23 protein-coding genes and 2 tRNA genes are annotated in these 22988 nt (G+C 39.7%); 20 read left to right on the top strand and 5 right to left on the bottom strand.

Going from position 1 to position 22988, the window contains the following annotated elements; translation table 11 throughout:
- Positions 1 to 32: 32 nt before the first annotated feature.
- A complete protein-coding gene (locus tag B1C82_RS07880) occupies positions 33 to 707 on the top strand; it encodes an SH3 domain-containing protein (RefSeq protein ID WP_086447069.1) in 675 nt (224 codons plus the stop codon).
- Positions 708 to 880: 173 nt separating this feature from the next.
- Here the strand turns inward: B1C82_RS07880 and B1C82_RS07875 are convergent, their stop codons facing one another.
- Positions 881 to 2893, bottom strand: a complete 2013-nt coding sequence (locus tag B1C82_RS07875; protein WP_086447068.1) for a 1-acyl-sn-glycerol-3-phosphate acyltransferase — start codon at positions 2891 to 2893, stop codon at positions 881 to 883.
- 197 nt (positions 2894 to 3090) lie between these two features.
- Here B1C82_RS07875 and B1C82_RS07870 point away from each other — a divergent pair, with 197 nt between their 5' ends.
- From B1C82_RS07870 to B1C82_RS07855, 4 genes are all read left to right on the top strand, one after another.
- A complete protein-coding gene (locus B1C82_RS07870; RefSeq protein ID WP_199775740.1) occupies positions 3091 to 4089 on the top strand; it encodes an ATP phosphoribosyltransferase regulatory subunit in 999 nt (332 codons plus the stop codon).
- 61 nt (positions 4090 to 4150) lie between these two features.
- Positions 4151 to 5425 carry an adenylosuccinate synthase gene (locus B1C82_RS07865; protein ID WP_086447066.1) on the top strand — a complete coding sequence of 425 codons (1275 nt, stop codon included), beginning with the start codon at positions 4151 to 4153 and terminating at the stop codon, positions 5423 to 5425.
- A 116-nt stretch (positions 5426 to 5541) separates the two neighbouring features.
- A tRNA-Lys gene (locus B1C82_RS07860) sits at positions 5542 to 5614 on the top strand.
- Positions 5615 to 5632: 18 nt separating this feature from the next.
- Positions 5633 to 5707, top strand: a tRNA-Glu gene (locus B1C82_RS07855).
- A 1-nt stretch (position 5708) separates the two neighbouring features.
- Here B1C82_RS07855 and B1C82_RS07850 read toward each other — a convergent pair.
- Positions 5709 to 6599 (bottom strand): TIGR02757 family protein, encoded by an 891-nt coding sequence (locus B1C82_RS07850; protein WP_086447065.1) that lies wholly within the window; start codon positions 6597 to 6599, stop codon positions 5709 to 5711.
- 23 nt (positions 6600 to 6622) lie between these two features.
- Positions 6623 to 7519 carry a hydroxymethylglutaryl-CoA lyase gene (locus B1C82_RS07845; protein ID WP_199775739.1) on the bottom strand — a complete coding sequence of 299 codons (897 nt, stop codon included), beginning with the start codon at positions 7517 to 7519 and terminating at the stop codon, positions 6623 to 6625.
- A gap of 82 nt (positions 7520 to 7601) precedes the next feature.
- Between B1C82_RS07845 and B1C82_RS07840 the strand changes: the two genes are divergently transcribed.
- Entirely contained in the window at positions 7602 to 8255 is a 654-nt protein-coding gene (locus tag B1C82_RS07840; protein ID WP_234008240.1) for an ATP-binding cassette domain-containing protein, read from the top strand.
- A 108-nt stretch (positions 8256 to 8363) separates the two neighbouring features.
- On the top strand, positions 8364 to 10688 hold the full coding sequence (locus B1C82_RS07835; protein ID WP_086447063.1) for a M48 family metallopeptidase: 2325 nt from the start codon (positions 8364 to 8366) through the stop codon (positions 10686 to 10688).
- Between the two features lie 74 nt (positions 10689 to 10762).
- On the opposite strand, the gene B1C82_RS07830 is transcribed toward B1C82_RS07835, so the two are convergent.
- A complete protein-coding gene (locus tag B1C82_RS07830) occupies positions 10763 to 11386 on the bottom strand; it encodes a hypothetical protein (RefSeq protein ID WP_086447062.1) in 624 nt (207 codons plus the stop codon).
- A gap of 64 nt (positions 11387 to 11450) precedes the next feature.
- Entirely contained in the window at positions 11451 to 12494 is a 1044-nt protein-coding gene (locus tag B1C82_RS07825; protein ID WP_086447061.1) for a tetratricopeptide repeat protein, read from the bottom strand.
- Between B1C82_RS07825 and B1C82_RS07820 the strand changes: the two genes are divergently transcribed.
- From B1C82_RS07820 to sufU, 13 genes are all read left to right on the top strand, one after another.
- Complete coding sequence (locus B1C82_RS07820) at positions 12422 to 13117, top strand: ABC transporter ATP-binding protein (RefSeq protein ID WP_411550314.1); 696 nt, start codon at positions 12422 to 12424, stop codon at positions 13115 to 13117. The genes B1C82_RS07825 and B1C82_RS07820 overlap by 73 nt on opposite strands.
- Positions 13114 to 13782: a heme exporter protein CcmB gene (locus tag B1C82_RS07815; RefSeq protein ID WP_086447059.1), complete on the top strand. Its 669-nt coding sequence runs from the start codon at positions 13114 to 13116 to the stop codon at positions 13780 to 13782. The genes B1C82_RS07820 and B1C82_RS07815 overlap by 4 nt, the downstream gene beginning before the upstream one ends.
- A gap of 46 nt (positions 13783 to 13828) precedes the next feature.
- The gene (ccsA, locus tag B1C82_RS07810) at positions 13829 to 14512 is read left to right on the top strand and encodes a cytochrome c biogenesis protein CcsA (RefSeq protein ID WP_086447058.1); all 684 of its coding nucleotides are present in this window, start codon (positions 13829 to 13831) and stop codon (positions 14510 to 14512) included.
- Positions 14513 to 14564: 52 nt separating this feature from the next.
- Positions 14565 to 15713, top strand: coding sequence for a PP2C family protein-serine/threonine phosphatase (locus B1C82_RS07805; protein ID WP_086447057.1), 1149 nt, complete (start codon positions 14565 to 14567; stop codon positions 15711 to 15713).
- Positions 15710 to 16579 carry a phosphoribosylaminoimidazolesuccinocarboxamide synthase gene (locus B1C82_RS07800; protein ID WP_086447056.1) on the top strand — a complete coding sequence of 290 codons (870 nt, stop codon included), beginning with the start codon at positions 15710 to 15712 and terminating at the stop codon, positions 16577 to 16579. Before B1C82_RS07805 ends, B1C82_RS07800 begins: the two co-directional genes overlap by 4 nt.
- A complete protein-coding gene (gene purS / locus B1C82_RS07795) occupies positions 16555 to 16803 on the top strand; it encodes a phosphoribosylformylglycinamidine synthase subunit PurS (RefSeq protein WP_086447055.1) in 249 nt (82 codons plus the stop codon). The genes B1C82_RS07800 and purS overlap by 25 nt, the downstream gene beginning before the upstream one ends.
- Positions 16800 to 17459, top strand: coding sequence for a phosphoribosylformylglycinamidine synthase subunit PurQ (gene purQ / locus B1C82_RS07790; RefSeq protein ID WP_086447054.1), 660 nt, complete (start codon positions 16800 to 16802; stop codon positions 17457 to 17459). Before purS ends, purQ begins: the two co-directional genes overlap by 4 nt.
- Before the next feature lie 262 nt (positions 17460 to 17721).
- Entirely contained in the window at positions 17722 to 18966 is a 1245-nt protein-coding gene (locus tag B1C82_RS07785) for an EAL domain-containing protein (protein WP_086447053.1), read from the top strand.
- A gap of 78 nt (positions 18967 to 19044) precedes the next feature.
- Entirely contained in the window at positions 19045 to 19806 is a 762-nt protein-coding gene (gene sufC / locus B1C82_RS07780) for a Fe-S cluster assembly ATPase SufC (protein WP_086447052.1), read from the top strand.
- 4 nt (positions 19807 to 19810) lie between these two features.
- Positions 19811 to 20992 carry a SufD family Fe-S cluster assembly protein gene (locus tag B1C82_RS07775; RefSeq protein ID WP_086447051.1) on the top strand — a complete coding sequence of 394 codons (1182 nt, stop codon included), beginning with the start codon at positions 19811 to 19813 and terminating at the stop codon, positions 20990 to 20992.
- Positions 20992 to 21306 carry a non-heme iron oxygenase ferredoxin subunit gene (locus tag B1C82_RS07770; protein WP_086447050.1) on the top strand — a complete coding sequence of 105 codons (315 nt, stop codon included), beginning with the start codon at positions 20992 to 20994 and terminating at the stop codon, positions 21304 to 21306. The genes B1C82_RS07775 and B1C82_RS07770 overlap by 1 nt, the downstream gene beginning before the upstream one ends.
- A gap of 27 nt (positions 21307 to 21333) precedes the next feature.
- Positions 21334 to 22575 (top strand): cysteine desulfurase, encoded by a 1242-nt coding sequence (locus B1C82_RS07765; protein ID WP_086447049.1) that lies wholly within the window; start codon positions 21334 to 21336, stop codon positions 22573 to 22575.
- Positions 22559 to 22984, top strand: a complete 426-nt coding sequence (gene sufU, locus B1C82_RS07760; RefSeq protein ID WP_086447048.1) for a Fe-S cluster assembly sulfur transfer protein SufU — start codon at positions 22559 to 22561, stop codon at positions 22982 to 22984. The genes B1C82_RS07765 and sufU overlap by 17 nt, the downstream gene beginning before the upstream one ends.
- Positions 22985 to 22988 lie beyond the last annotated feature (4 nt).

Genomic DNA, 22988 nt, shown 5'->3' with positions numbered 1-22988 from the left:
AAAACAAAGCAGAAGGATTGTTGGAAAAGAGAATGAAATCTTTTTTAACGATCCTTTGTTTAATCTGTATCTCCTTTTCCTATACCCACTCCGAACCTTGTAAAAAATTCCAAGAATATACTATCATTCCTACGGACGAATCCTCTAAGAACAAAAGTTTTTCGGAATTCAAAAAGGAGTTAGATAAGGCATTAGGATCTAAGGATTTCAAATTTTTGAATAAGATAGTAGATCCGGAGATTAAATTCAGCTTTGGCGCTGATTCTGGCAAAAAAGGTTTTTGGAAAGAATGGGGATTGGATAAAAACCCGGAAAAGTCAGAGATCTGGGCAACTCTCCAAAATACATTACGTTTGGGTATTGTTCAATCAGATCCCGAACAGTTTACTTCTCCTACGATCTATTCTAAGTTTCCTGAAAAGCTGGATGCATTCGAATATTCTTGGATCAGTGGGAAGAATGTAAATATCAGAGAAAGTGCAGATATAAACTCTAAGGTGCTCGATAATCTAAGCTACCAAATTGTGAAATTGGATCCCGAAGATGCTATCGAGTCTAAATCCTGCGCTTGGAAGAAGATATGCCTATCTTCCGGAAAAAGCGGTTATGTATGCGATACTTATTTAAGAAGTTCCGTGGATTATAGAGCGTTCTTCTCTTTCAAAAAAGATCGGTGGAAACTAACTATCTTTGTTGCGGGCGACTAAATAGGAATTATCGCAAAATTTTTCTCACGCCCGCGTTGATCAAAAGGTAGCGAAGTTACTTGGTCAGCTGAATGAAACCTTCAAAGGAATCGGATCTTGCTTTTTACAAAGCAAAGATATACATCCAATCGCAAAAATGATTAAAATTTTACTTAATTTAATTTGATATTTTATCATACTCTCGAAAGTCTTTCTTCCATTCCTTCTGCAACCTTACGGACATCTTTCTTATTGATGACCACTTCGTAAGCAGCATACATGATAGGAACTTCATTCGGATCTATCTTCATTAGGTTCGGCATTACTTTTAATCCATAGAATCCATTAGACATCTTTTCAGAAGGATGACCATTTGCTATATCGTAACCTGTTTTTCTGTCTTTTGCATCTGTTCCGAAACAAGATAACATAAAGTCAGTGAGTCCTGATAAACCTTGGAATGTTTCCGGTTTTCCCCCCATACGAACTCCCACATTCACCATTTCGTTGAAGAAACGATTGGAGAGATGGAATAGAGAATTGTCTACATTCCCACCGAGGGTTTGCTGGAAATAACCTTCTACAATTCCCATTACAAGAGCATAAATTGTTTTGAGTGCCCCGCCTAACTGTACACCTTTTACGTCCGTAGGAATGATCGCAGATCTTGGGAAAATATAACCTGTAGTTAATAATTTTTGAATACGAGGGATTAGGCTTTCATTCACTGCAGCAATCTCGAATCCGGAAATTTTTCTCTCCATTATCTGGTCAGGATAGCAAGCTCCTGAGATTACTCCGATCCTATCATCTTCAATTCCTAATCCATGTTGCAGATCGTCCAGGATCAAACCAGCGCTCGTAAATCCTTTAATAATATTGAAGAATGGAGCCTTGTTCTTAGAAAGATAAGCTTGCAGATCAGGATAAACCGTATGTAACTCCCAAGGATTAGTCCCTTGGATAAACAATGTAGCAGTCTTTAATTCTTCCGGATCAGAAGTGAATATTAAGTTCGGTGGAAGTTTATATAAAGAATAGGTTCTAAGATCTCTTCTTTCTGCATTCGACTGAGAAGTGTATTCTTTGTCCGGATGATAGACTAGAACATTAACATCTTTATTTGCAAGTACGGTTGCGATTGCAATTCCCATACTGCTATTTCCGATCACTACGACCTTCTCTTTAGGTTCTTTAGGAACCTTGATGAGTTTGTTTTCGTCCCTAGCATCCGCACTGTACAAATTCCTGTAAATACCGTGCTGGTGTTTGTTCAGATTTTGTCCTACAAGCAGAGCCAGGTTATCGATCAGGAATTGTTTTTTGTCTCCATGTTCAGGGAATGGAAGATGTTCGATATCTTTAGGGAAATGAGCCATTTCCTTTTTAGATAATTCTCCAACTAACACGGGTTTGCCGATCGTTAATTTTCCTGCTACTTGATTGAAGAGTAAACTTGTAGTAGGTAGGATTTTGTCAGTTTTCTCTAATGAAATTGGAAGAATGACTTTATTTGCAACATAGTGATAGACTGTGTCCACAAAAGGCATAAGTCTTCCGTCTCTGGATCTGGTCCCTTCTGGGAAGATTGCAGCGATCTTTCCTTCTTGTTGTAGTTTTTGAGAATGTCGGAACGCCCTCATATTAATTTTGGTCATCACATCCGAAAGACTTGGGTTATCCGCCATGTCTCTCTTAGAGCAGACCAGAAGGGTTCCGAACATATATAGGCCAAGTCTTGTAAAATCAGGCTCATAAGCCAAACGTCCGGCGATGAACACTAGTTGTTCCGCTACTTCTCTACCTTCTGGAGAAGCATGATATAAAAGTTGGAAGATTGCAGGAGCATCCAAATGGCTGAGGTGATTGGAAATCAAGGTAACCGGGTATTTCCCGATCAGTGGTTTAACTGCGCTTAAGTTTTCGATACCTTCTACCGTAAAAAATTTCATGATGGGAGAAAGGAACTCGATCATGAATTCCCTGGCCTTCTTTTCAGGAGGGGTATACACACCGATCCTTTCCAGAGAAGATGGATCTTTAAAAACATCCATGACCGGAGGCATTGGAGTTACTGAACAAAGATAAAGAAATTTCTGAAGTATCTTTTTAGCTTCTTCTTCGCTCATTCCTGATCTTTTGAATAGGTGAATGTTCTCGAAGAATTCCTTCTGCCATCTTCCGACGGATTGTTCTTTTTCTGCCATGCTACGTCTCTATTTAAGGTCTTGCGGTTAATCTGGTTTCGGTGCTTAGAGCTCGAACTTTAAGGTTGGATACGCGATTTCCGGAGAATACTTTCTATCCTTGGAAGGCTTATTGTCATTCTATTTTTTGGGAAAAACGATTTGAATTCTACCCTAGCCAAAAGGAACTGTTCTTTGGGGCTTTTCGTAAAGAACAGATGACACATAATCCTCCAGAGTTTAGCGAGAAAAAATGGATCCCGGACGGATTTCATTTTTTTGGACCGAACGAGAGTTCGGAAAGAAGGGAACTTCTAAATTCCCTCAGTTCCAAGCTCAAAGAATTCAAATACTCTGAGGTATTTTTACCTTCTTTTGATTATTCTTCTTCTTTTTTGCTTACCATGTCAGCAGAAGACTCCTCTGCATTATATAGATTCAGGGATTCTGATGGAAATGAGATCTCTCCTAGCGCTGATTTGACTGTCCAGGCTGTAAAAGGTATGGCTGGTTTTGCGCACCGCAAAGAAAACCAACGTATCTTTTATCAGGGAAAAATTTTCAGAGACTATGGTAGAAAGAGCGGATCTAGAAAAGAAATCCTGCAAGTAGGTGCGGAACATATAGGTGGCTCGGGTGCCCCCGCTATTTTAGGAATTTTGAAAGAGATTTCTGGATTATTCTCCGGAATTAAACTGCGTTCGCCTTTAACTGTGGTGCTCGGTAACGTAGGAGTCTTTCACTCTGTTCTGGAATCCTTAAAACTTTCCAGATCCGAAAAAAGGCAATTGTCGTTTTTATTATATAGGAAGAATCTTCCTGAGATCCGCCGCTTTCTAGAAAGTCGAAACGCTTCCAGGATTTTTCCGGTATTAGAATCTTTATGTTTGGGATTTGTTTCCCATAAGGAAGATCTAGGTAAGAAGTTCGCTTCTTTAGGACTTTCTGATTCTTTCCAGAAGATCATCTCCGAAACGGGTGAAATTATAGGTTCACTTGGCAAAACTCCTGGTGTGGAATTTTGTTCGGATTATACTCTTATTCCAGATTTGGAATATTATACTGGATTCGTTTTCCAAGGATATGTGTCAGGAAGTTCAGAACCAGTTCTAACCGGAGGAGCTTATGATCATCTGTATGAATTATTCTCCGGAACTCCAAAAGATGCCTGCGGATTCGCGATCAACGTAGATGCGCTGGAAGCGGTATTGGGATAAACATGAAATTATATAAATTAATCGGTCAGATACAAAAGAAACAGGAATTAAGGAATAATCCATGCCCGCAACATTAGTGGTCGGAACCCAATGGGGTGACGAAGGGAAAGCAAAAGTAATCGATTACCTTTCCAAAGATACGGATATTATAGTACGTTATCAGGGCGGAGCCAATGCTGGGCATACAGTGGTGGTTCATGGCAAAAAATACGTTTTTCATTTGGTGCCATCCGGGATCATCTACGACCAAACAGTTTGTGTGATCGGAAATGGTGTCGTTTTAGATCCTACATTCTTCATTGAAGAATGTGATAAACTACAAGCAGAAGGATTTCCAGTATATGATAAACTTCTGATCAGTGATGCATGCCATCTTCTTTTCCCATTCCATGGACTCATCGATTCCGCTAGAGAAAGTTCCTGTACTCCTGATCGTAAGATCGGAACCACTAAAAAAGGGATCGGTATCTGTTACGCAGATAAAATGATGAGAATCGGTCTTCGTGTAGGAGATCTTAGAGAGAGCGATTTCGAAACCAGGCTACAACATCTGGTAGATGAAAAGAATAGAGAACTCGTCAAACTTTATGATGGAGAGGAACTCTCCGCCAAAGATATTTTAGAGAATGTAAAAAAATTCTACTCTAAGATCCAAAAGAATATTATCAATACTCCTTATTACTTGGAATCCCAATTAAAAGCGGGCAAAAAGATACTATTAGAAGGTGCACAAGGAACAGGACTAGATGTTGATTTTGGTACTTATCCTTATGTAACTAGCTCCAATCCTACTACAGGTGGAGCATTCATTGGATCCGGAATTGCATTCCATCATCTCAAAAGTGTGATCGGAATTACAAAGGCATATACCACTAGAGTGGGAGAAGGTCCTTTTCCTACAGAACTTCACGGGGAAGAAGGCGAAAGACTCAGAACCCTAGGTGCGGAATACGGCGCTACTACCGGTAGACCTAGACGTTGTGGTTGGTTCGATACAGAAGTTCTAAGACATGCAGTTCGTATCAATGGACTTACATCTATTGCACTTACTAAGATAGATGTTTTATCTGCTTATGATAAAATTCCTGTCGCAGTAGCTTACGAAAGGAATGGCAAAAAACTAGATTGTTTCCCATCTCAGGGCTTAGACCAAGTAAAAGTGATCTACGAAGAATTCCCTGGTTGGAAAACAGACATCACCGGCATCGGAGAATTCGACAAACTTCCTTCTGCGTGTAAGGATTATATCCGTGCTTTGGAAAAACTCATAGGTGTTCGTATTGATCTGATCTCTACAGGACCGGATAGAAAGGACACGATCGCTTCCGGATTCTAATTCGGAGGAAAGTTTTTTGTAGATTTTTTGCGTTTGGAAACTTCTCCAAACTAGTAAAAAACTATATGAAATTCGTTTGACCAGAGAGGGCCGAAAAATATCGTGTTCTTACGTTCGAGTCGTTAGCTCAGCTGGTAGAGCATCTCACTTTTAATGAGAGGGTCTTGGGTTCGAATCCCAAACGACTCACGCTGAGTTAAATAAAACGCCGCCATCGTCTAGTGGTTAGGACACCAGGTTTTCATCCTGGTAACCGGAGTTCAATTCTCCGTGGCGGTACCACTTACTTCTTCTTTTTCCCATAAATCTTACAAACCTCTTTCAGATCGCAAGATTCACATAGCTCAGCTATGTAGACAGTTTTACATTTACGCAAGATCCCGAGTCTGCAAAGTGCAAAGTCCATTCTTAATGGATCTTCCGGATAAAACTTTTGGAAATAATCTGTGACCTCTCGGGACTTTTTGAAATCAGAAGTCCTTCTTTCCGTAATTCCTAGAATATTAGAAAGACGATTGATATGAGTATCTAAAGGAAATAATAATTCAGAAGTTTGGATCCGTTTATATAATCCCAGATCAGGTTCTTCTTTGCGAACCATCCATCTTAAAAACATACAATAACGTTTATGTGCCGACTTAGGATTTCCAAGCCCGATCAGAAAACCAAGTCCGTAGGACTTCCAACCTGGATCCAAGTCGTTTAAAATTTCAGAAAGTCTGGATTGAAAACCAGAGATCCTTTTTTCTAAACCAGTTTCTTTAGGATGGATCGGACTAAACCAAGATTCTAAAAACTTCTCTCCTGATTTTTCAATTTCTAGATAGGCCAATCGGATTGCTTGTAAGAACAATAGAATGTCTTTCTCTTTTTGAAAACGGTAAGGCCCCAATTTATTTTTCCAAATCTTGGTCCCGTGATTGAGTATGTATTGTTTAGGATGTTTGCCCATTGGCTCCAAGAGCCTTGCGAGAAAACCTCGGATCGCAGTCACATTCCCGTAGGCGAATAACGCGGATAGAAGTCCTACAAATTCTCTATCTTCCGGAGAATCATATAGATAACATAAAAATAATGGATCCGAATCTAAAAATTCAGGTTTAGTATAATTCCTATATAAAAGATCAAAACTCTTTTTCAGGTTTTTCTCTTTGGATATGGTAGAAGGAGCCATACTTTGCTCTTAGAGTCTTCTACTTAAGAAGCCGCTTTTGCTTTTAACGCGATATAGGAACGAGACGCTAATTTTCTCTGTAAGATCCCTTCCATAAATGCAGAAGCTTCTAATAATTTAGAAAGATCTATCCCGGTTTGGATCCCTGACTTATGGAAGAAGTAAACCAAATCTTCTGTTGCCAAATTTCCGGAAGCTCCTTTTGCATAAGGACAACCGCCTAATCCACCTGAAGAAGAATCGAAGGAGCGAATGCCTAACTCATAGGATTTTTGCACATTCGAGATTGCCATTCCATATGTATCATGAAAGTGTCCTGCTAGTTTATCTGCAGGTATTTCTTTCAAAAGAGTATTGAGTAAATTTTCCACTTCTGCAGGAACTGCTGTGCCGATGGTCTCTCCTAAGGAGATTTCATAAGCGCCTTGATCCAAAAGTATTTTAGAAACTTCTAAAACCTTTTTCGGATCAATTTTTCCTTCATAAGGACAATCAATTACTGTGGAAACATAACCTCTAACTAATACTCCATCTTTCTTTGCTTCAGCAAAAATTTCTTTAAATCCGTCTATGGATTCTTGGATTGTACGATTGATATTCTTTTTTGTGAATGATTCAGAGGCTGCGGTGAACACTGCTACTTCTTTAAATCCGGAAGAGATTGCAGCTTGGTATCCTTTTAAGTTCGGGGTGAGTGCACTAAAATGCACATCTCCCTTTAGATCTAAGGAGGCAGAAAGTTCTTTTGCATCTCCTAATTGCGGAATATTTTCTTTTCTTACGAATGAAGTTGCTTCTATATGTTTTAGGCCAGCCGCGACCAGCTTCTGGATATAAATTAATTTATCCTGTGTAGGGACCTCTGACTTTTCATTTTGGAGTCCGTCTCTTGGTCCTACTTCTGTAATTTTCAAACTCATGTCTTTAAGGGATTGGTTGTCAGAATTCTAAGCAAGCACTAAACCGGTATCCGTGTCCGAGAAAAAAGAAACTATCATCATAATGGACGAAGTATCCCTATCTTCTTCCGAAAGGACTTACTTGTCCGGGGTTAACCTACAAGTCGAAGCAGGAGAATTTCTCGGAATTTTAGGCCGTTCTGGATCAGGAAAGTCCACACTCTTGCGACTATTATTAGACCTTCCGATACCTTCTTCTTGGAAAAAAACAGGAAGCATTCGAATTTTTGGAAAATCCAAAAAAGAAATTCCTGCCAGATGGATCCAACCTGTTTTCCAAGATCCTGTCTTAGGTTTTAATCCAATTTGGACCCTTGAGAAAAGTTTAAGAGAGCCTCTTCAATTATTTAAAGAAGAAAATTCATATGAGTCTTTATTAGAAAAATGGATCCCGATCTTGGGTTTAGAAGGTAAGGATAGAAATCGTCTTCCTTCTTTCTTTTCAGGAGGAGAACTCCAAAGATTTTCTCTTCTTCGTGCTCTTCTTTGTAGTCCTAAAATTTTATGTTTAGATGAAGCGACTTCTGCTTTAGATCCTATTTTGAACCATCAGGTTTTGCAAGCTCTCTCAGATCTGAATAAGAAAGAAGGGACTACAATTCTTTGGGTAACTCATAATATTAAATCTGCAAATAAGTTCTGCTCTCGTATCGTAGAGATGGAAGAGTTAAATAGAACTCCGATAGACTCTCATTAAAAGTAACTGGAATCCGAAAAAAAATTGAATTATCTTGTCGGTAACCTAAAAATCTGAGGTTTATTTGTTATAACCATTGTCTGGATCTAATTAGAGGGAAATAAATGTATGGACTTTATATATCCTGAGAACCCACTCCATGTTCCGAAAGATTTAACAATTCCTACTGGAAATCTGAAAAGAAATCTCTGGTTGGTCGTAGCCGGGCTAATCGGATTCGCAATAATTTATATTACAATTGCTGCTTGGTTTACATGGGCCACTTTCTATTTGATTGCAGCTGGTTTTGAATCTCCGCACTCCAATCTATATACTATTATTTCTGCAATGGCCTCGGGCATAATTTCGTTTTTTATGATCAAGGCATTGTTCTTTGTAAAGAAAGGTGAAATTTCTCAAGAATACGAGGTCACAGAAAAGAGCGAACCTAAACTATTTAAATTCTTGTATAGATTAGCGGATGAGACAGGAGCGCCTAGACCGCATAGGGTGTTTCTTTCCTCCAGAGTGAATGCTTGCGTATTCTATGATTTATCGATCCTGAATTTCTTCTTTCCATCCAAGAAAAATCTAGAGATAGGCCTTGGACTCGTGAACGTACTTACAATCAGCGAATTAAAAGCGGTATTGGCGCATGAGTTTGGACATTTCGCCCAAAAAAGTATGGCTGTCGGGAATTGGGTTTATATCGCTCAACAAATTGCAGCTCATATTATTGCAAGAAGGGATGCATTGGATGATTTTCTAAAAAGTTGGTCGTATACCGATCCTCGATTGGCATGGATATTCTGGATTTTGCGTCTTGCAATTTGGTCTTTAAGAGCATCCTTAGAATCTATTTTTAATTTAGTTCTCATCGCCCAACATGCTCTTTCCCGGGAAATGGAATTTCAGGCTGATTTGGTATCGGTTTCCGTAACTGGAAGTGACGCATTGGTGCATGCATTACATAAATTGCAAGCAGCAGATTCTACTTGGGATAGTGCACAGAATTTCTTTTACAGGCAAGCTCAAGAGCATAAGGCTACAGCAAGTATTTTTAAACTTCATTTACGCACGATAGATCATATGGGAAGAATTCTAAACGATCCTGACTTTTGTAGAGTTGCAGTTCTTCCGGAAACGAATCCTGGCGAGCATAGAGTTTTTACTTCTGAGATCGCGCAACCTCCTCGTATGTGGGCTACACATCCTTATAATCACGAGCGAGAGAATAATGCCAAAAGAAGTTACGTCACTGCAAAATTAGATAACCGAGAGAGCTGGGTAATTTTTGACGATCCTGAAGAACTTAAAGCAAAATTTACGAAACAACTTCTCATAAATTTGCCAGAAGAAGTTACGACTAATGAAGAGCTGATTTCAAAATTAGACGAGGAATACCAGCAAGAATATTTGAATAGTAAATATCGAGGTGCTTATCTTGGGAGATCCTTTGTTAGATACGCGGAGAAGCCGGAGAGTTTTTTTGAGCATAAGATCGAATCTATTTCAAAAACTTTGGGAGAGTTATATCCTCCTACATTATCAGAAGATCTAGAAAAGTTAAAAAATTTAGAAAGAGAATTGAGCTTACTCTCTGCCTTGAGAGATGGATTTTTAGTTCCACCTGATGGTATCATACGCTTTCGAGGAAATGAAATCAAGAAGAGAGAATTGCCAAAAGCAATCGAAACGATCCGGCAGGAATATGAACAGTCTTTGCAGCAGGTATTTGAACATGATAGACTTTGTCATTCCGCACATTTTCAGGCGGCAAAAGTTTTAGGAAAAGGTTGGCCCGAATATTTATCAGGCTTATTGGAAGTACTACATTATGCGGATCATTCTCGTACGGATGTAGAAGATGCCCAAGGATTTTTTAATAACGCTTACATTGTAGTGACTGCGGATAGAGATGTCAGCTCCAGCGAATTGGACCGACTGGTAGCAGCGGGAACAGAACTTTTTAATTCGCTGGAGATTGTTTTCAGACATGCGGAAAAGATAGAGTTAGATCCAATTCTTTTAAAACGATTAGGGATAGATTCCTGGGCTTCTGGATTAGGAAAATTTGAATTTGTTCCTCCGACTCGAGAAAACATGAATGAATGGCTAAAGGTAGTGGACTCTTGGATTAACCTTACTTATAGTTCTCTATCACATTTACATTATGCAGCCTTGGAAGAATTACTTATTGTGGAGACCAAAATTTCAAATTGGACTATAGGCAAGAAGTCCAAAATAGAATCAGCTCCTGAAGCTTCTAGAGTAGTGAAAGATTATCCTAAAATGACCCCTGGTAAAGAACGAGAATTACAAAAAAGACTAGGACTCTGGGATAGATTTCAAACGGCAGACGGACTTATTCCGGGCATCCTTAGGTTTTCTGCATCGTCAGCAATCATTGGTGGGATTTTATATTTAACGATCTACTGGATTATGGTATTGTAATAGGATCTGAAAATAAAAAACCCCAAGGTTTTATTTCCTCGGGGTTTTAACAAAACTAGTTCGAAAAGAATCTTTTAGAATTCTATATGATACAAGTTTTTGCGGTCTTTTTTGTCCTTATACAAAGCTAATAGAATGTCTATCCGGTAAATGGAAGAACGAAGACTTGCTTCTAACAATCTGAGAGCTTTGATCTGGTTTTCGAGAGACATCTCGTTGAGTCTGGTCACTTCTGTTTTTTCAAAAACTTCGTGAGTGACCTCGCTCGATTTTAAATCTGTCGGTCTGAAGACTATTTTTTTATTCTCGAACATCACCTCGTAGTAGATCCTTTTACTTTCGGATGCTAAAGTGATATCGGATACCTTTCCGCCATTGAACTGGAAGGTAATATACTTAAGCAAATTGCTTTCGTAACCGTCCTGAACTTGGAAAGGAATGTCTTCCGTGACAATGGTTTGGCGTTTCTCATACTTCGGCATCAGAACCACGAGGATATCGTGTTTGCGCTCCAAGTCTTTTAATCTCTCGTTTATAGTCGTTTCTAGACTTACGATGATTTTTTTAAGGGACTTGGTGTACTCGCTAGTTTCGTCCTGAAATACGTCCGACTCGTTGACCTTTTGTTTTTGTTGGGCCAATAGTGGAACGAAGAAGAAGAGGGTCGCCAAAGCGAAAAGCCTGGTTTGGTTTTTCATTGGATCCTCCGTCAGTAAGATTGGACGGATTATTTTGATTTGCCAACTCTTTTTCGAGTTTGGGTTATTGCCCTTCTTTCTCCGCTTCCTCGTCTGCGGCCTTGATCTCAGCGAATCTTTTTGCCAGGTCCCTTCTTCTTTCTATAATTTTAAGTGAGAATTCAGTAAAGAAAGGGTCATTGGGGAATTTTAGCAACTCCTCATATTCTTTTGCAGCCGTGACATAATCGCCGATCTTACTCGCTGTCTCTGCGAAATAAAAATGAAATTTTTTATTATAAGGTCTCTTCTTCCCTTGGTCATCATATAGATCCGTGTTCCTGAATATCTTATAAGCATAGTAATCTCGGCCACCCATAATCTCCAGACGTGCTAGTCCAAGCTTTGCATCCGGGCTATTCTGGTCTATGGTTAATGCTTTTTTAATATAAATCTGGGCTCTATTCTTGAGATCCGTTCTGATATAATGTTCTGCAAGAAGTACCAGCGCCTCTGTTTGGAACTGATTCAGCTCAACCGCTTTTTTGTAATATATAACTGCCTGTATTTGTTCGTTCAGAAGTTCGTAAAGAACTCCTAAGTGCATATAAGTTCTATAATATTTAGGAACTTCTGCGATTGCATATTCGTATTGAAAGATTGCCTTCTGGTATTTTTTTTCTATCTGATAAGCTCTTCCTAGGTTGTATCTAAAAGCAAAAAAAGATGGATCGAATCTCATGCCAGCTTCCAACATAGAGATTGCTTTTTCTCTTTTTTTAGGATCTGCGGACTGTAATAATCCTACAGCTTCGTTATTAAAGATCCCGCAGTTTGTGATCTGTTTTCCTTCATATTCAAAACTTGCTTTGGATGGGGGAGGAGCACCTTTCCAATGTCTTCCTGCCGCTACTATAAAATCCTGCTCTGATCTGGCCAGGCTTCCGTCTTGGTAAAACTCAGGATCTAAAAAATCATTCTCTCCCCAGAGGATACCTGCGTATTCCGAGTCTCCTATTTTGAATTGAGCAAATAGAAAATTGGGAAAGATCAATAATGAGATTATGCAGAGTGACTTGGCAAAATTTAAGCCTTGTAAATACTCTTTTAAAAGGGAAATTGTCCTCATTGGTCCCATTACAAACATCGATTCCAGTATTGGAATGTTCTAACCTATCGTACAATATCGGACGAAAATCGGTTTTAAAGAACGTTTCCTTTTCCGTTTTTCCGAACGAAGTTTTATTTGTGAGAGGAATGAACGGCTCCGGAAAGACTACATTACTCAAGTCGATTCTGCAACACGATAAATTCAAGGACCAGATCAAATTCCCTTCTTCCAAATCCGCTAAACTTTCTTACCTAGGTCATGATCTGGGTTTATATACTACTCTAAGTTTAGAGGAAAATCTGGAATATTTCAGAGGAATCGCAGGAGATTGCCGACCGGAAGATCAGATTATTTCCTGGCTCAAGGATTTTCGTCTTTGGCAAAGAAGAAAAGATCCTGTTTCTTCTTTTTCTCGTGGAATGAAACAGAAGGCTGCCTTAGTGCGTGCTCTTTTGCCTAACGTAGATATTTATCTTTTGGATGAACCATTGACTGCATTAGACAGCGAAGGCGAATCAAAGGCGAGGTCGGTCCTGGAGAATGTTCTGGAAACTTCTTCCATTATCATGGTGACTCATGATCCTAATTTTGCTTTAAATGCAAAGTCCAGACTTTTGGAATTGGGAGAAAATTCCAAATGAAGGCCATTATATCACTGGTGCGAAAAGAGTTTCGGCTTTTAGGAAAAGCAAGTAATGGAATTTTATCGTTACTCGTTTTAGTTTCTGCTATGGTCTTTTTATTTCATTATGCTTTGGAAAGGAACGGAAAAATTGACCTGGTCGCTCTTATTGGATTAAAATGGGCCATTCTATTTGTAGCCTCATTTGTTTTAGTTGGTCAGTTCACCTGGGAAGAAAGAGAAGCGGGCGGCGGAACTGCAAGTAGGTTATTCATTTCTCCTTGGGTTTTATATTTTTCTAAATCGATTTTGGTATTTATTGCATTGTCTGCGGCCGCAATTTATTTGATGGGACTTTTTGCTCTGATGTTTTCCGCATTTCCAGCAGACATAAATGAATTCGGAAGACAGATCGTATTCTTTTTTCCCGGTTTATTATGCCTTTCCTTTTTAGGAGTTTGCCTTTCTCATATCAGTTTATCTTCTCGTTTGAAAGAAATACTTCTGCCATTACTTCTTGTACCTCTTTCTATTCCGGTGTTTTTATATGGAATGGAAGCTGAGAGAAAATTTATCTCACAACCTTTTTCCGCCTTGGCAGGTTCGTTTGTTCTAATTTTGGCATTTGCTTTTTTTTACGGTTCCATGGGTGCACTTCTTGTAGAAATGACTTCCGACGAATAGGATTCTTGTTGATACAATTTGCGGATAACTGCACACTTCCAAGCGTATGAATATTCGCCTCCTGCATCCCGCCTGGGACTGGATACTCTCTCTTTTGTTTTTATCGATTTTTCCGTTTGCAGTGCTTTTGGGTTTATATTATCCAAATGTGATCTTAGAGCAGGGGATCTCTCACAGGATTTTTTATTTTCATGTTCCCGTTGCCTGGGTGGCTCTGTATGGTCCGGGGATTTCTTCTATTTGTGCAGTTGCTTATCTGGTAACTAAGAACAAAACCTGGGATACACTTTCACTTTCTGCAAATAAGATCTCTTTATTGTTTGCGATTGGAGTTTTATTTTCAGGACCGATCTGGGCATACTTAGCCTGGGGAACTCCTTGGGATTCCACTGATGCTCGTTTGAATTCTTTTTTCGTTTTGGTGCTTAGTCTTGTGGCGTATTTTCTGCTACGATTTTTGGTTCTGGACCAAACTAAAAAGTATATTTTTTCCGCTTTTTTAAGTTTATTCTGTAGTGTTAATGCTCTCTTAACCTGGGGAGCAATTCGATGGATGGATAATCCAGGAAATCACCCTTCTTCCGTGTTAGGAAAAAAGGGAATGGATCCTGATATGAGGATTTCTTTTTGGTTAGGAATTTTGGCCTATCACCTACTTTTTTTGATCTTATACAGAATCGTTTATCGTTTGGATAAGATCAAAGCGGTGAGAGAAGAATTGTTGGATTGAAAAATTCATTCAATTTTATAAAATACGAATTTTGTAATGATAGGGACGGATCGTGGATAGAGAGAAGCAAGAGAGCCAATTGAATTATTCCGACTATTCTATCCTTGCGGTGGATGATTCGGATATCAATCTCAAACTTTTAGTTCATACTTTAAAACCTTTGGGCTTCCAGGTTTTAACTGCAATGAATACAGAAGAGGCACGCACACTTCTTGCGACAAACCAAGTAGATGTACTTCTTTTAGATGTGAGTATGCCCGGCCAAGACGGATTTTCTTTTTGTAAAGAGCTCAGGGAGATAGATAGATTCAATCTTCTTCCTATCTTATTCATCACCGCTTATAATAGAGAGTTGGGTTTTGACGAAGCGATTACCCACGGCGGAGATGACTTTCTTCATAAACCTTTCCAACCAAAAGAGTTGGTCGCAAAGATCAGAGCATTTATTCGGATCAAAAATCTCCAGGACGAACTTCTACACCAAAAGAAAAAATATGAAAAAGAATTGGTGATGGCTAGAAGGGTGCAACAAGAGCTTGTGCCTGAGAAACAATTAGAATGGAACGGTTTTCGAGTGAATTCAGTTTTCCATCCTTTGATGCAGATCGGTGGGGACTTTATAGATGCTTGGATAGAAGAAGATAAACTTCATGTCTTTATCGCAGATTGTTCCGGTCATGGACCTTCTGCAGCTCTTCTCTCTGCAATGGTAAAGATGCAGGTCTCTAATTTAGGAAGAAGTAATACTCTTGTTGAAAAAGTAAAAACTTTACGCCAACAATTGGAGAAGATATTACCCGAAGATTTTTCCATCACATTCTTCTACGGTATCCTGGATAAAAAAGGTAAATTTGAATATGCGAACGGAGGCCATCCACCTCCGCTATTATACAATAACGGAAATGTTGAAGAGTTGCCTGGTATGGGACCTCTAATCATTCCTATTGAACTCGGGACAGAAGACGAGTTCAGATCTGTAGTCTTGGAAAAAGGAGTTTCTCTATTACTTTACACGGATGGGGCCACTGAAATAACGGATGAGAACTATAATATTTTGGGCGAAGAAAGTCTGAAGAAGATCCTGAAAGAAGCCGTTGAATCTAAGGAAGATATCCTGAATTTCTCCTTGGAAAAGATACTGGCACATTCTGGAAACATGACCCACGACGATGATATCGCTCTCATGGTTATCCAAGGATGAGTGAACTCCCAAAACCTTCTTATATTGGCAAAGTCAGAGATGTATACGATTTAGGGAATTCCCTGATATTATCTTCTACGGATAGAGTCTCGGCATTCGATGTGGTATTCCGCCAAATCGTTCCTGGCAAAGGAAAAGTTTTAAATAAGATCTCCGCAGAATGGTTCTCTTACTTTAAGGACATTCCTAATCATATCATAGAGACCGATGTTTCTAAATTCCCTTCTCCATTTAAGGATCATCCGGATTTAAAGGATCGTTCTGTTCTTGTTAAAAAATGCAAACGGATCGACTTTGAATGTGTGGTCCGTGGTTATCTTTCCGGTTCCGGTTGGAAAGAATATAAACAAGATGGCACTCTTGCTTTTAAAAAACTTCCTCCAGGTTTGAAAGAATCCGAAAAGCTGCCTGAGCCTGCATTTACTCCTGCAATCAAAAACGATACAGGCCATGACGAGAACATCTCCGAAGAAAGAATGAAAAACGAGATTGGATCCGAACTCTTCTCTATTTTGAAGGAAAAATCGATTTCCCTTTATACCAGGGCCGCTGAACTGGTAGCAGGGGCAGGGATTTTGCTCTGCGATACCAAATTCGAATTCGGAATTTCGGAGGATAAGGTCATCTTGATCGACGAGATTTTGACTCCGGATTCTTCTCGGTATTGGGCGAAAGAGTCCTATGTTATCGGGACCACTCCGCCCAGCATGGACAAACAGATCTTAAGGAACTATCTGGAAAAATCCGGATGGAATAAGGTTCCCCCAGCTCCGGATCTTCCGGAAAGTCTGATTGTGAAATTGCAAGCGGCATATAAGGAAATACAGGACCAACTATTAAAATGTTTATCGCAAGAATCAACGTAACTCTAAAAGAATCAGTTCTAGATCCACAAGGGAACACTGTAAAATCCACTCTACAAGAACTTGGAGAAGGATCGGTCCGAGACGTTCGAGTCGGAAAGTATATCGAGGTCAAACTGGATTCTCCAGATCTCGAAACTGCAAAGAAGACGGTTGCAAATCTCTGCGAAAAACTTTTAGTAAATCATGTGATTGAAACTTATCGTTCGGAGATCGTAACTGAATGAAAGCCGCAGTAGTCACTTTTCCAGGTTCTAATTGTGATAATGATATCGTAAGAGTTCTTTCAGAATTCTATTCCGCGAAAGTAGACAAGGTCTGGCATAAAGACCAATTCTCTGAAAAATACGATCTGGTTATTCTTCCTGGTGGATTCTCCTACGGAGATTATCTAAGATCGGGAGCAATGGCTCCTTTTTCTCCAGTAATGAAATCAGTAAAAGAGCATACTGATCGTGGAGGAAAACTATTCGGAATTTGTAATGGATTCCAAATTTTAGCAGAAGCAGGTTATCTTCCTGGTGCATTAATACGTAATCGAAACCTAAAATACGTATGTAGGACTATAGGTCTTAAAAAAGCTTCTAACTCAAATAAGATCAGCGGTAGTTTAGCCGATGATAAGATCCTAAGAGTTCCAGTGGCTCATGGAGACGGATGTTATTTTGCATCTGCTGAAATTCGTAAGCAGCTAAAAGACGAAGGTCGCATTTTATTCCTTTATGCGGGAGACAATCCGAACGGAAGTCTGGATGATATTGCTGGGATCTGTTCTCCTGATTTTAAAGTGGCAGGTATGATGCCTCACCCAGAAAGAGCGATGAATCCGATCACTGGAGAGATGGACGGTAAAACCGTTTTAGATCTTCTTATTGCTTCTTAAAGCTCGCAACCGTTTTCGGTATAAGAATGGTCTTTTATAGATTATTCATCTAATGCCGATTAGTCGTAAATTTTTTCTCGGATAAAAACTCAGCTAAGACGGTGCTTTGTAATAAAAGAAAACAAATAATTTGCCATAATATAGGAAAAGAATAAGAAAAAAACGGGAATTTTCCAAGCTTTAGTCTTCATTCCTAACTCAGTTTCAGGGAAATATGCTTGTGTGTATACTTCAACTGGATTCTAGTAGTGAGGGAATCTGCATGCTCGCCGAATACGAGTCTCAACAAATTCTCTCTCTGGGAGAAGGTTATTATACCCCTCATTACCAGCCGATTTTAGACGTCGGTAATCGTAATATTATAGGTTACGAGGTTTTGGGCAGAGTATTTTCTCCTGAATCGAATCAATATCATTCTCTAGGCTATCATTTTCATAATCCGGACACGGATACTGTTCGTTTAGTTCATATTGATCGTATTATTCGTGAAAAAGCGATCAAACATGTGAAGGAAACAGGTCTTAAGACTAAAATTTTCCTGAACATGATGCCCAATTTTCTCTCTATGGTCTACACCGGAGAAGTGTTGGATATCAAACGTCTTCATATTCTTCATCTCATAGATAAATACGATATTAATCCGAACGATCTAGTTTTAGAGATCACAGAGGATAAGTTCGAAGGAAATATTGAAAAACTTTTATATATAGTCAGCCTTTTTAGAGAAAGAGGGATTAAGATCGCAGTGGACGATCTTGGAGTCGGTTTTTCCAATTTGGAAAGGATCGGTTATATTCATCCTGATATTATGAAAGTGGACATAAAAATTATGAGAGAGAGTTTGAATAGACGCTCTTTCAAGAATGTTCTTTCCGCAATCTCTGAAATGTCCCAAAGACTTGGTTCTCAACTTCTATTCGAAGGTGTAGAAAACGAAGAAGAATTATACCTCGCTCTATCCATGGGAGCGAATCTTCTACAAGGTTTTTATTTCTCTCGTCCTGCCTTGGATTTTCAGGACAAAAAACGTTTTAATAAAACTCTTAAAACCTCTCTGGAAAAATTCTCAGGTCTTAGATTTTTGGAGATCCTCGAAAATCTAAGAAAAGAACAAGCCTTCTTAGATCAGTTTGTGAACTTATTCAAAGATTTGGAGACTTCTTCCGAAGAAAAGATGACGGATGCATTGAGTTCTATCCTGGACAGACTTCCTTTAGAGACAACTTCAGTTTTAGTCACAGATATGCACGGCTATCAGGTTACTCCAACTTTCAAAAGAGAAGCATACGACCTTCCTTGGACAAGATTACTCACCGAGGTAGGAAATAACTACGCTTGGAAACCATTCTTCATCCGTCATAAGGCAGAAACCTATCATTCTAGCAGAGTTTCCGGATTTACTGAACCTTTCCATGATATAGAAACCAAACGTCAATATGTCTTATTCACCCTGAATCTGGGCGAGAATCATGTTCTCATTCTACGCCTGGATTGGGAATCCTACTGAAGTCTCGGCTTCCAAACATCTTTCCTATTGATCTCCGCCTCAGGAATAAAAACATAGTCCTAGGCAGGGGTCCTATACGTGGCGGAACTACTCAAAATTTTAAATCTTCGCGCCGGAGTGGAAACCGAATCCGGTGAAGTTCAGGAAATCCTAAAAGGAGTCGACCTCACCATCGGCGAGGGAGAAGTCCATGCCATCATGGGTCCTAATGGATCCGGAAAAAGTACATTATCAAATGTCATTATGGGTCACCCTAAATATAAGGTGATCTCTGGGGATATACTTTTCAGAGGGGAGTCCCTTCTCGAAAAACCAACGGACGAAAGAGCGAGGGCCGGCATCTTTCTATGTTTCCAATACCCAACCAGCATCCCAGGCGTAACGATCGGTAATTTTTTACGTACCATCTTAAAATCGGTCCGAGGCAAGGATCTACCCGTAAAAGAATTCCGCAAAGAGCTTAAAGAAGCCACTGCCTTATTAGAAGTTCCTGATACTTGGATCGGAAGATACGTGAACGACGGATTTTCAGGTGGAGAGAAAAAAAGAAATGAGATCCTTCAGATGACTCTTCTTAAACCGAAACTTTCAGTTCTAGATGAAACTGATTCAGGTTTAGATATAGACGCACTTAGAATTATCAGCGAAGGGATCACTAAAAATAAGTCAGCGGAAAGATCCATACTGCTAATCACACATTACCAAAGAATGTTAAATTACGTGACTCCTGATTTTGTTCACGTATTCGCACAAGGTAAGATCCTCAAAACTGGTGGAAGAGAGCTTGCTCTGGAATTAGAAGAAAAAGGATACGATTGGATCCTGAACGGAGCGAAATAAAGGGATGCTTTTGGCGGGATCTATTTCGGAATATATAAAAGATAAGAAGGAGCCATCCATTCTTACCGAATTCCGTACGAACGCCGAAAAACTGCTGAACTCTGCTATATTTCCCGATTCTTCTTTGGAATCTTGGAGAAAGATCAGTCTTTCTAATTTTAAAATTTCAGAATATACTAAAGTTTGCCCTGATTCTTCTGTGACTGTTTCTGGAAACGCTAAAGTCACAAAATTGCAAGATCTTCCCCCTGAAAAACTTTCAGAAGTTTTAAAAAAAGCAGGTTCTGCAGTTTCATTTTATTCTAAAGAATGGTTTCCTCTTTTTGTTTTTTCCAGGTTCACTCACGCGTATTATGTGCAGCTTGGTCCAGATCCTTCTTCTTTTCCTGAGATTAAAATTGAATGTAAGGATGGAAATATCATTCTTCCACTTTTGATCGTAGATGCTGTTCCGGGAGCTAAATCCAATTTTCTGGAAAGATGGGAATCTCCTTCTCAGAAAGATTTGGTGCTCATGAGTGGAGTCACTATTCTTCTCACTCCTCCTAACGGAGATTTTCAGTATTCTAGTTTGGAAAATTTGGGAGATTCTACTTTTCATTTTAGAGCTACCTATGGAGTTCAAGAGAAGGATTCCAAGTTTCATGCAAGTATTGCTTCTTGGGGTGGATACAAAGGTAAATCGTTCTACGATACGAATGTTGCTGGAAAAGGATGCTGGACACGTTATGTGGGGTTTTCTCCGTTAAAAGCGAGAGAGTTTCAGGACACTGAAATTCGAATTCTTCATTCCGAAAGTCACGCTCAAAGTTCTATCTTATATCGTACTGTTGTAAGAGAGAAGGCTCATCATGTTTTTACAGGGAACCTTCATATACCTTCTCATTGCAAGGATGTGGGTGCGATTCAGATTAATAACAATCTACTCCTCGACAGAACTGCAAGAGCAGAATCTATTCCTAAATTGGAAGTATTTGCCGATAGCGTGAAATGTGAGCACGGTGCAACAGTCGGAGAAATAGACGAAGAGCAATTATTCTACTTAGCTTCTCGAGGCATCTCAGAAGAAGAAGCCCGCAAAATGATCGTAGAAGGATTCTTGACCGAAGTAGTTAGAGAATTTCCTTCTGAAACTATTCGCGAAGAATTATCCTCTATGATAGAATCTAGGATGTTGGGCGAGTAATGGGCGAATTTCAGAAACTAGCTAAACTTTCCGATTTGAAAGAAGGCGAGGTATTCGTAGCAGAGACCCGTTACCATAGGGTGGGGTTGACTAGACTGGGGGACGAAGTCTGTGCATTCGCAGATCTTTGTACTCATGACGGTGAGGATATATCGACAGGAGAATTGGAAGGGGACGTAATCGTTTGTCCAAGACATTCTGCAAAGTTTAATATTCGCACGGGAAAGGTACTTTGTATGCCTGCGGTGGAAGATTTGCCAGTCTATAAGACTAGAATCGTAGGTGACGAAGTCGAAGTGGAGTTAGAGGATTGACATGGGGAACCGAGGAGAGCAGAGGCTTTGAGTTTTGATCTCGAAAAGATACGCGGAGATTTTCCGATTCTATCTACAAAGATGAACGGGAAGCCCTTGGTGTTTCTGGACAGTGCCGCCAGTTCTCAAAAACCTAAATCTGTTATAGATACTATCCGTAAATATTATGAAGCGGAGAATGCGAACATTCACCGTGGAGTGTATTATCTTTCTCAAAAGGCTACCGAAAAATATGAGATGGCTCGTATCAGAACTTCTCGTTTTATTGGAGCTGCCTGCGCTAAGGTTGTTATATTTACTCGCAATACTACTGAATCCATCAACTTAGTCGCCCAATCTTGGGGACGTACTAATATCCACGAAGGCGACGAGATTGTGCTCACCGAGTTAGAGCATCATTCTAATTTAGTTCCTTGGCAAATGTTGGCCCAGGAAAAACAAGCAGTATTGAAATTTATACCTCTCAATCAAGATTCCACTTTGGATCTGACTAATCTGGATGAGATCATTACTGAAAGAGTGAAGTTAGTCGCTCTTGCTCAGATGTCCAATGTGACCGGTACCATTCACGATCTTTCTGCGATTATCCGTAGAGCAAGAGAGGTTGGAGCGAAAGTGTTGATCGACGGAGCCCAAGGGATCTGTCACCTTCCAACAAACGTTCAAAAAGAAGACTATGATTTTTACGCATTTTCCGCGCATAAGATGCTTGGACCAACTGGTGTAGGAATTCTCTACGCTAAGGAAGAGATCTTAGATACAATGCCTCCTTGGATGGGAGGAGGGGACATGATCTCCAAAGTCTGGAAAGACAAATCCACTTATGCAGATCTTCCTGCAAGATTAGAAGCTGGGACTCCAAATATTTCCGGAGTTATCGGGTTCGGTGCTGCACTTGAATATTTAGAATCAGTGGGAATGCAAGAGATCAGAAACCATGAGTTGGAACTCCTACAATATGCTTTGGATCGATTAGAAGATTTCGGCGGTTTGGAACTGTACGGAACAAACGATCTAAGCAAAAGAGGCGGAGTGATCTCCTTCAATTTTCCAGGAGTACATCCTCACGATGTAGGTTCTATTCTGGACGAAGAAGGGATTGCAATCCGAGTGGGACATCATTGCGCTCAGCCTTTCATGGACTTCAAAGGAATCGCAGGCACCTGCCGTGCTTCTTTCTATCTTTATAATACCAAAGAAGACGTAGATTCTCTTTTGGTAGGTCTAAAGAAAGTGAAGGAGATTTTTGGCCGTGTCCTTAAGCGATAGTCTTTACCAAGAAGTACTACTCGATCATTACCAAAACCCAAGACATCATGGAAAGATGGAACACTTCCATCTTCATCAAGAAGGAGTTAATCCTCTCTGTGGTGATGAAGTAGAACTCTTCTTAAAACTGAACGGAGAGATTATTTCCGAGATCAGTTTTGTAGGGAGGGGCTGTTCTATCTCCCAAGCATCCGCTTCTATGTTAACCGATTGTCTTTACGGCAAAACAATTTCCGAAGCAAAATCACTTTTGCAAGAGTTTAAGGGAATGCTTTTAGAAGACAAGGTCCCGAATTTTTCCGAAGAATATGAAGACCTAGAATCTATGGAAGCGGTAAAGAAAATTCCGGCACGTATCAAATGCGCTACGCTCGCTTGGAACACTCTGGAAAAGGCGATTGGAAAGTAAGGAT

This window comes from Leptospira venezuelensis, assembly GCF_002150035.1.
Classification (GTDB): domain Bacteria; phylum Spirochaetota; class Leptospiria; order Leptospirales; family Leptospiraceae; genus Leptospira_B; species Leptospira_B venezuelensis.
The sequence above is the reverse complement of the archived record's forward strand: the minus strand, read 5'-3'. Positions and strand labels throughout refer to the sequence as shown.

What these genes read in the sequence shown, in the direction of transcription:
- B1C82_RS07880 (WP_086447069.1), top strand. Translation starts at nt 33, where the DNA reads ATGAAATCTTTTTTAACGATCCTTTGTTTAATCTGTATCTCCTTTTCC.
- B1C82_RS07875 (WP_086447068.1), bottom strand. Translation starts at nt 2,893, where the DNA reads ATGGCAGAAAAAGAACAATCCGTCGGAAGATGGCAGAAGGAATTCTTC.
- B1C82_RS07870 (WP_199775740.1), top strand. Translation starts at nt 3,091, where the DNA reads ATGACACATAATCCTCCAGAGTTTAGCGAGAAAAAATGGATCCCGGAC.
- B1C82_RS07865 (WP_086447066.1), top strand. Translation starts at nt 4,151, where the DNA reads ATGCCCGCAACATTAGTGGTCGGAACCCAATGGGGTGACGAAGGGAAA.
- B1C82_RS07850 (WP_086447065.1), bottom strand. Translation starts at nt 6,599, where the DNA reads ATGGCTCCTTCTACCATATCCAAAGAGAAAAACCTGAAAAAGAGTTTT.
- B1C82_RS07845 (WP_199775739.1), bottom strand. Translation starts at nt 7,519, where the DNA reads ATGAGTTTGAAAATTACAGAAGTAGGACCAAGAGACGGACTCCAAAAT.
- B1C82_RS07840 (WP_234008240.1), top strand. Translation starts at nt 7,602, where the DNA reads ATGGACGAAGTATCCCTATCTTCTTCCGAAAGGACTTACTTGTCCGGG.
- B1C82_RS07835 (WP_086447063.1), top strand. Translation starts at nt 8,364, where the DNA reads ATGGACTTTATATATCCTGAGAACCCACTCCATGTTCCGAAAGATTTA.
- B1C82_RS07830 (WP_086447062.1), bottom strand. Translation starts at nt 11,386, where the DNA reads ATGAAAAACCAAACCAGGCTTTTCGCTTTGGCGACCCTCTTCTTCTTC.
- B1C82_RS07820 (WP_411550314.1), top strand. Translation starts at nt 12,422, where the DNA reads ATGAGATTATGCAGAGTGACTTGGCAAAATTTAAGCCTTGTAAATACT.
- B1C82_RS07825 (WP_086447061.1), bottom strand. Translation starts at nt 12,494, where the DNA reads ATGAGGACAATTTCCCTTTTAAAAGAGTATTTACAAGGCTTAAATTTT.
- B1C82_RS07815 (WP_086447059.1), top strand. Translation starts at nt 13,114, where the DNA reads ATGAAGGCCATTATATCACTGGTGCGAAAAGAGTTTCGGCTTTTAGGA.
- ccsA (WP_086447058.1), top strand. Translation starts at nt 13,829, where the DNA reads ATGAATATTCGCCTCCTGCATCCCGCCTGGGACTGGATACTCTCTCTT.
- B1C82_RS07800 (WP_086447056.1), top strand. Translation starts at nt 15,710, where the DNA reads ATGAGTGAACTCCCAAAACCTTCTTATATTGGCAAAGTCAGAGATGTA.
- purS (WP_086447055.1), top strand. Translation starts at nt 16,555, where the DNA reads ATGTTTATCGCAAGAATCAACGTAACTCTAAAAGAATCAGTTCTAGAT.
- purQ (WP_086447054.1), top strand. Translation starts at nt 16,800, where the DNA reads ATGAAAGCCGCAGTAGTCACTTTTCCAGGTTCTAATTGTGATAATGAT.
- B1C82_RS07785 (WP_086447053.1), top strand. Translation starts at nt 17,722, where the DNA reads ATGCTCGCCGAATACGAGTCTCAACAAATTCTCTCTCTGGGAGAAGGT.
- B1C82_RS07775 (WP_086447051.1), top strand. Translation starts at nt 19,811, where the DNA reads ATGCTTTTGGCGGGATCTATTTCGGAATATATAAAAGATAAGAAGGAG.
- B1C82_RS07770 (WP_086447050.1), top strand. Translation starts at nt 20,992, where the DNA reads ATGGGCGAATTTCAGAAACTAGCTAAACTTTCCGATTTGAAAGAAGGC.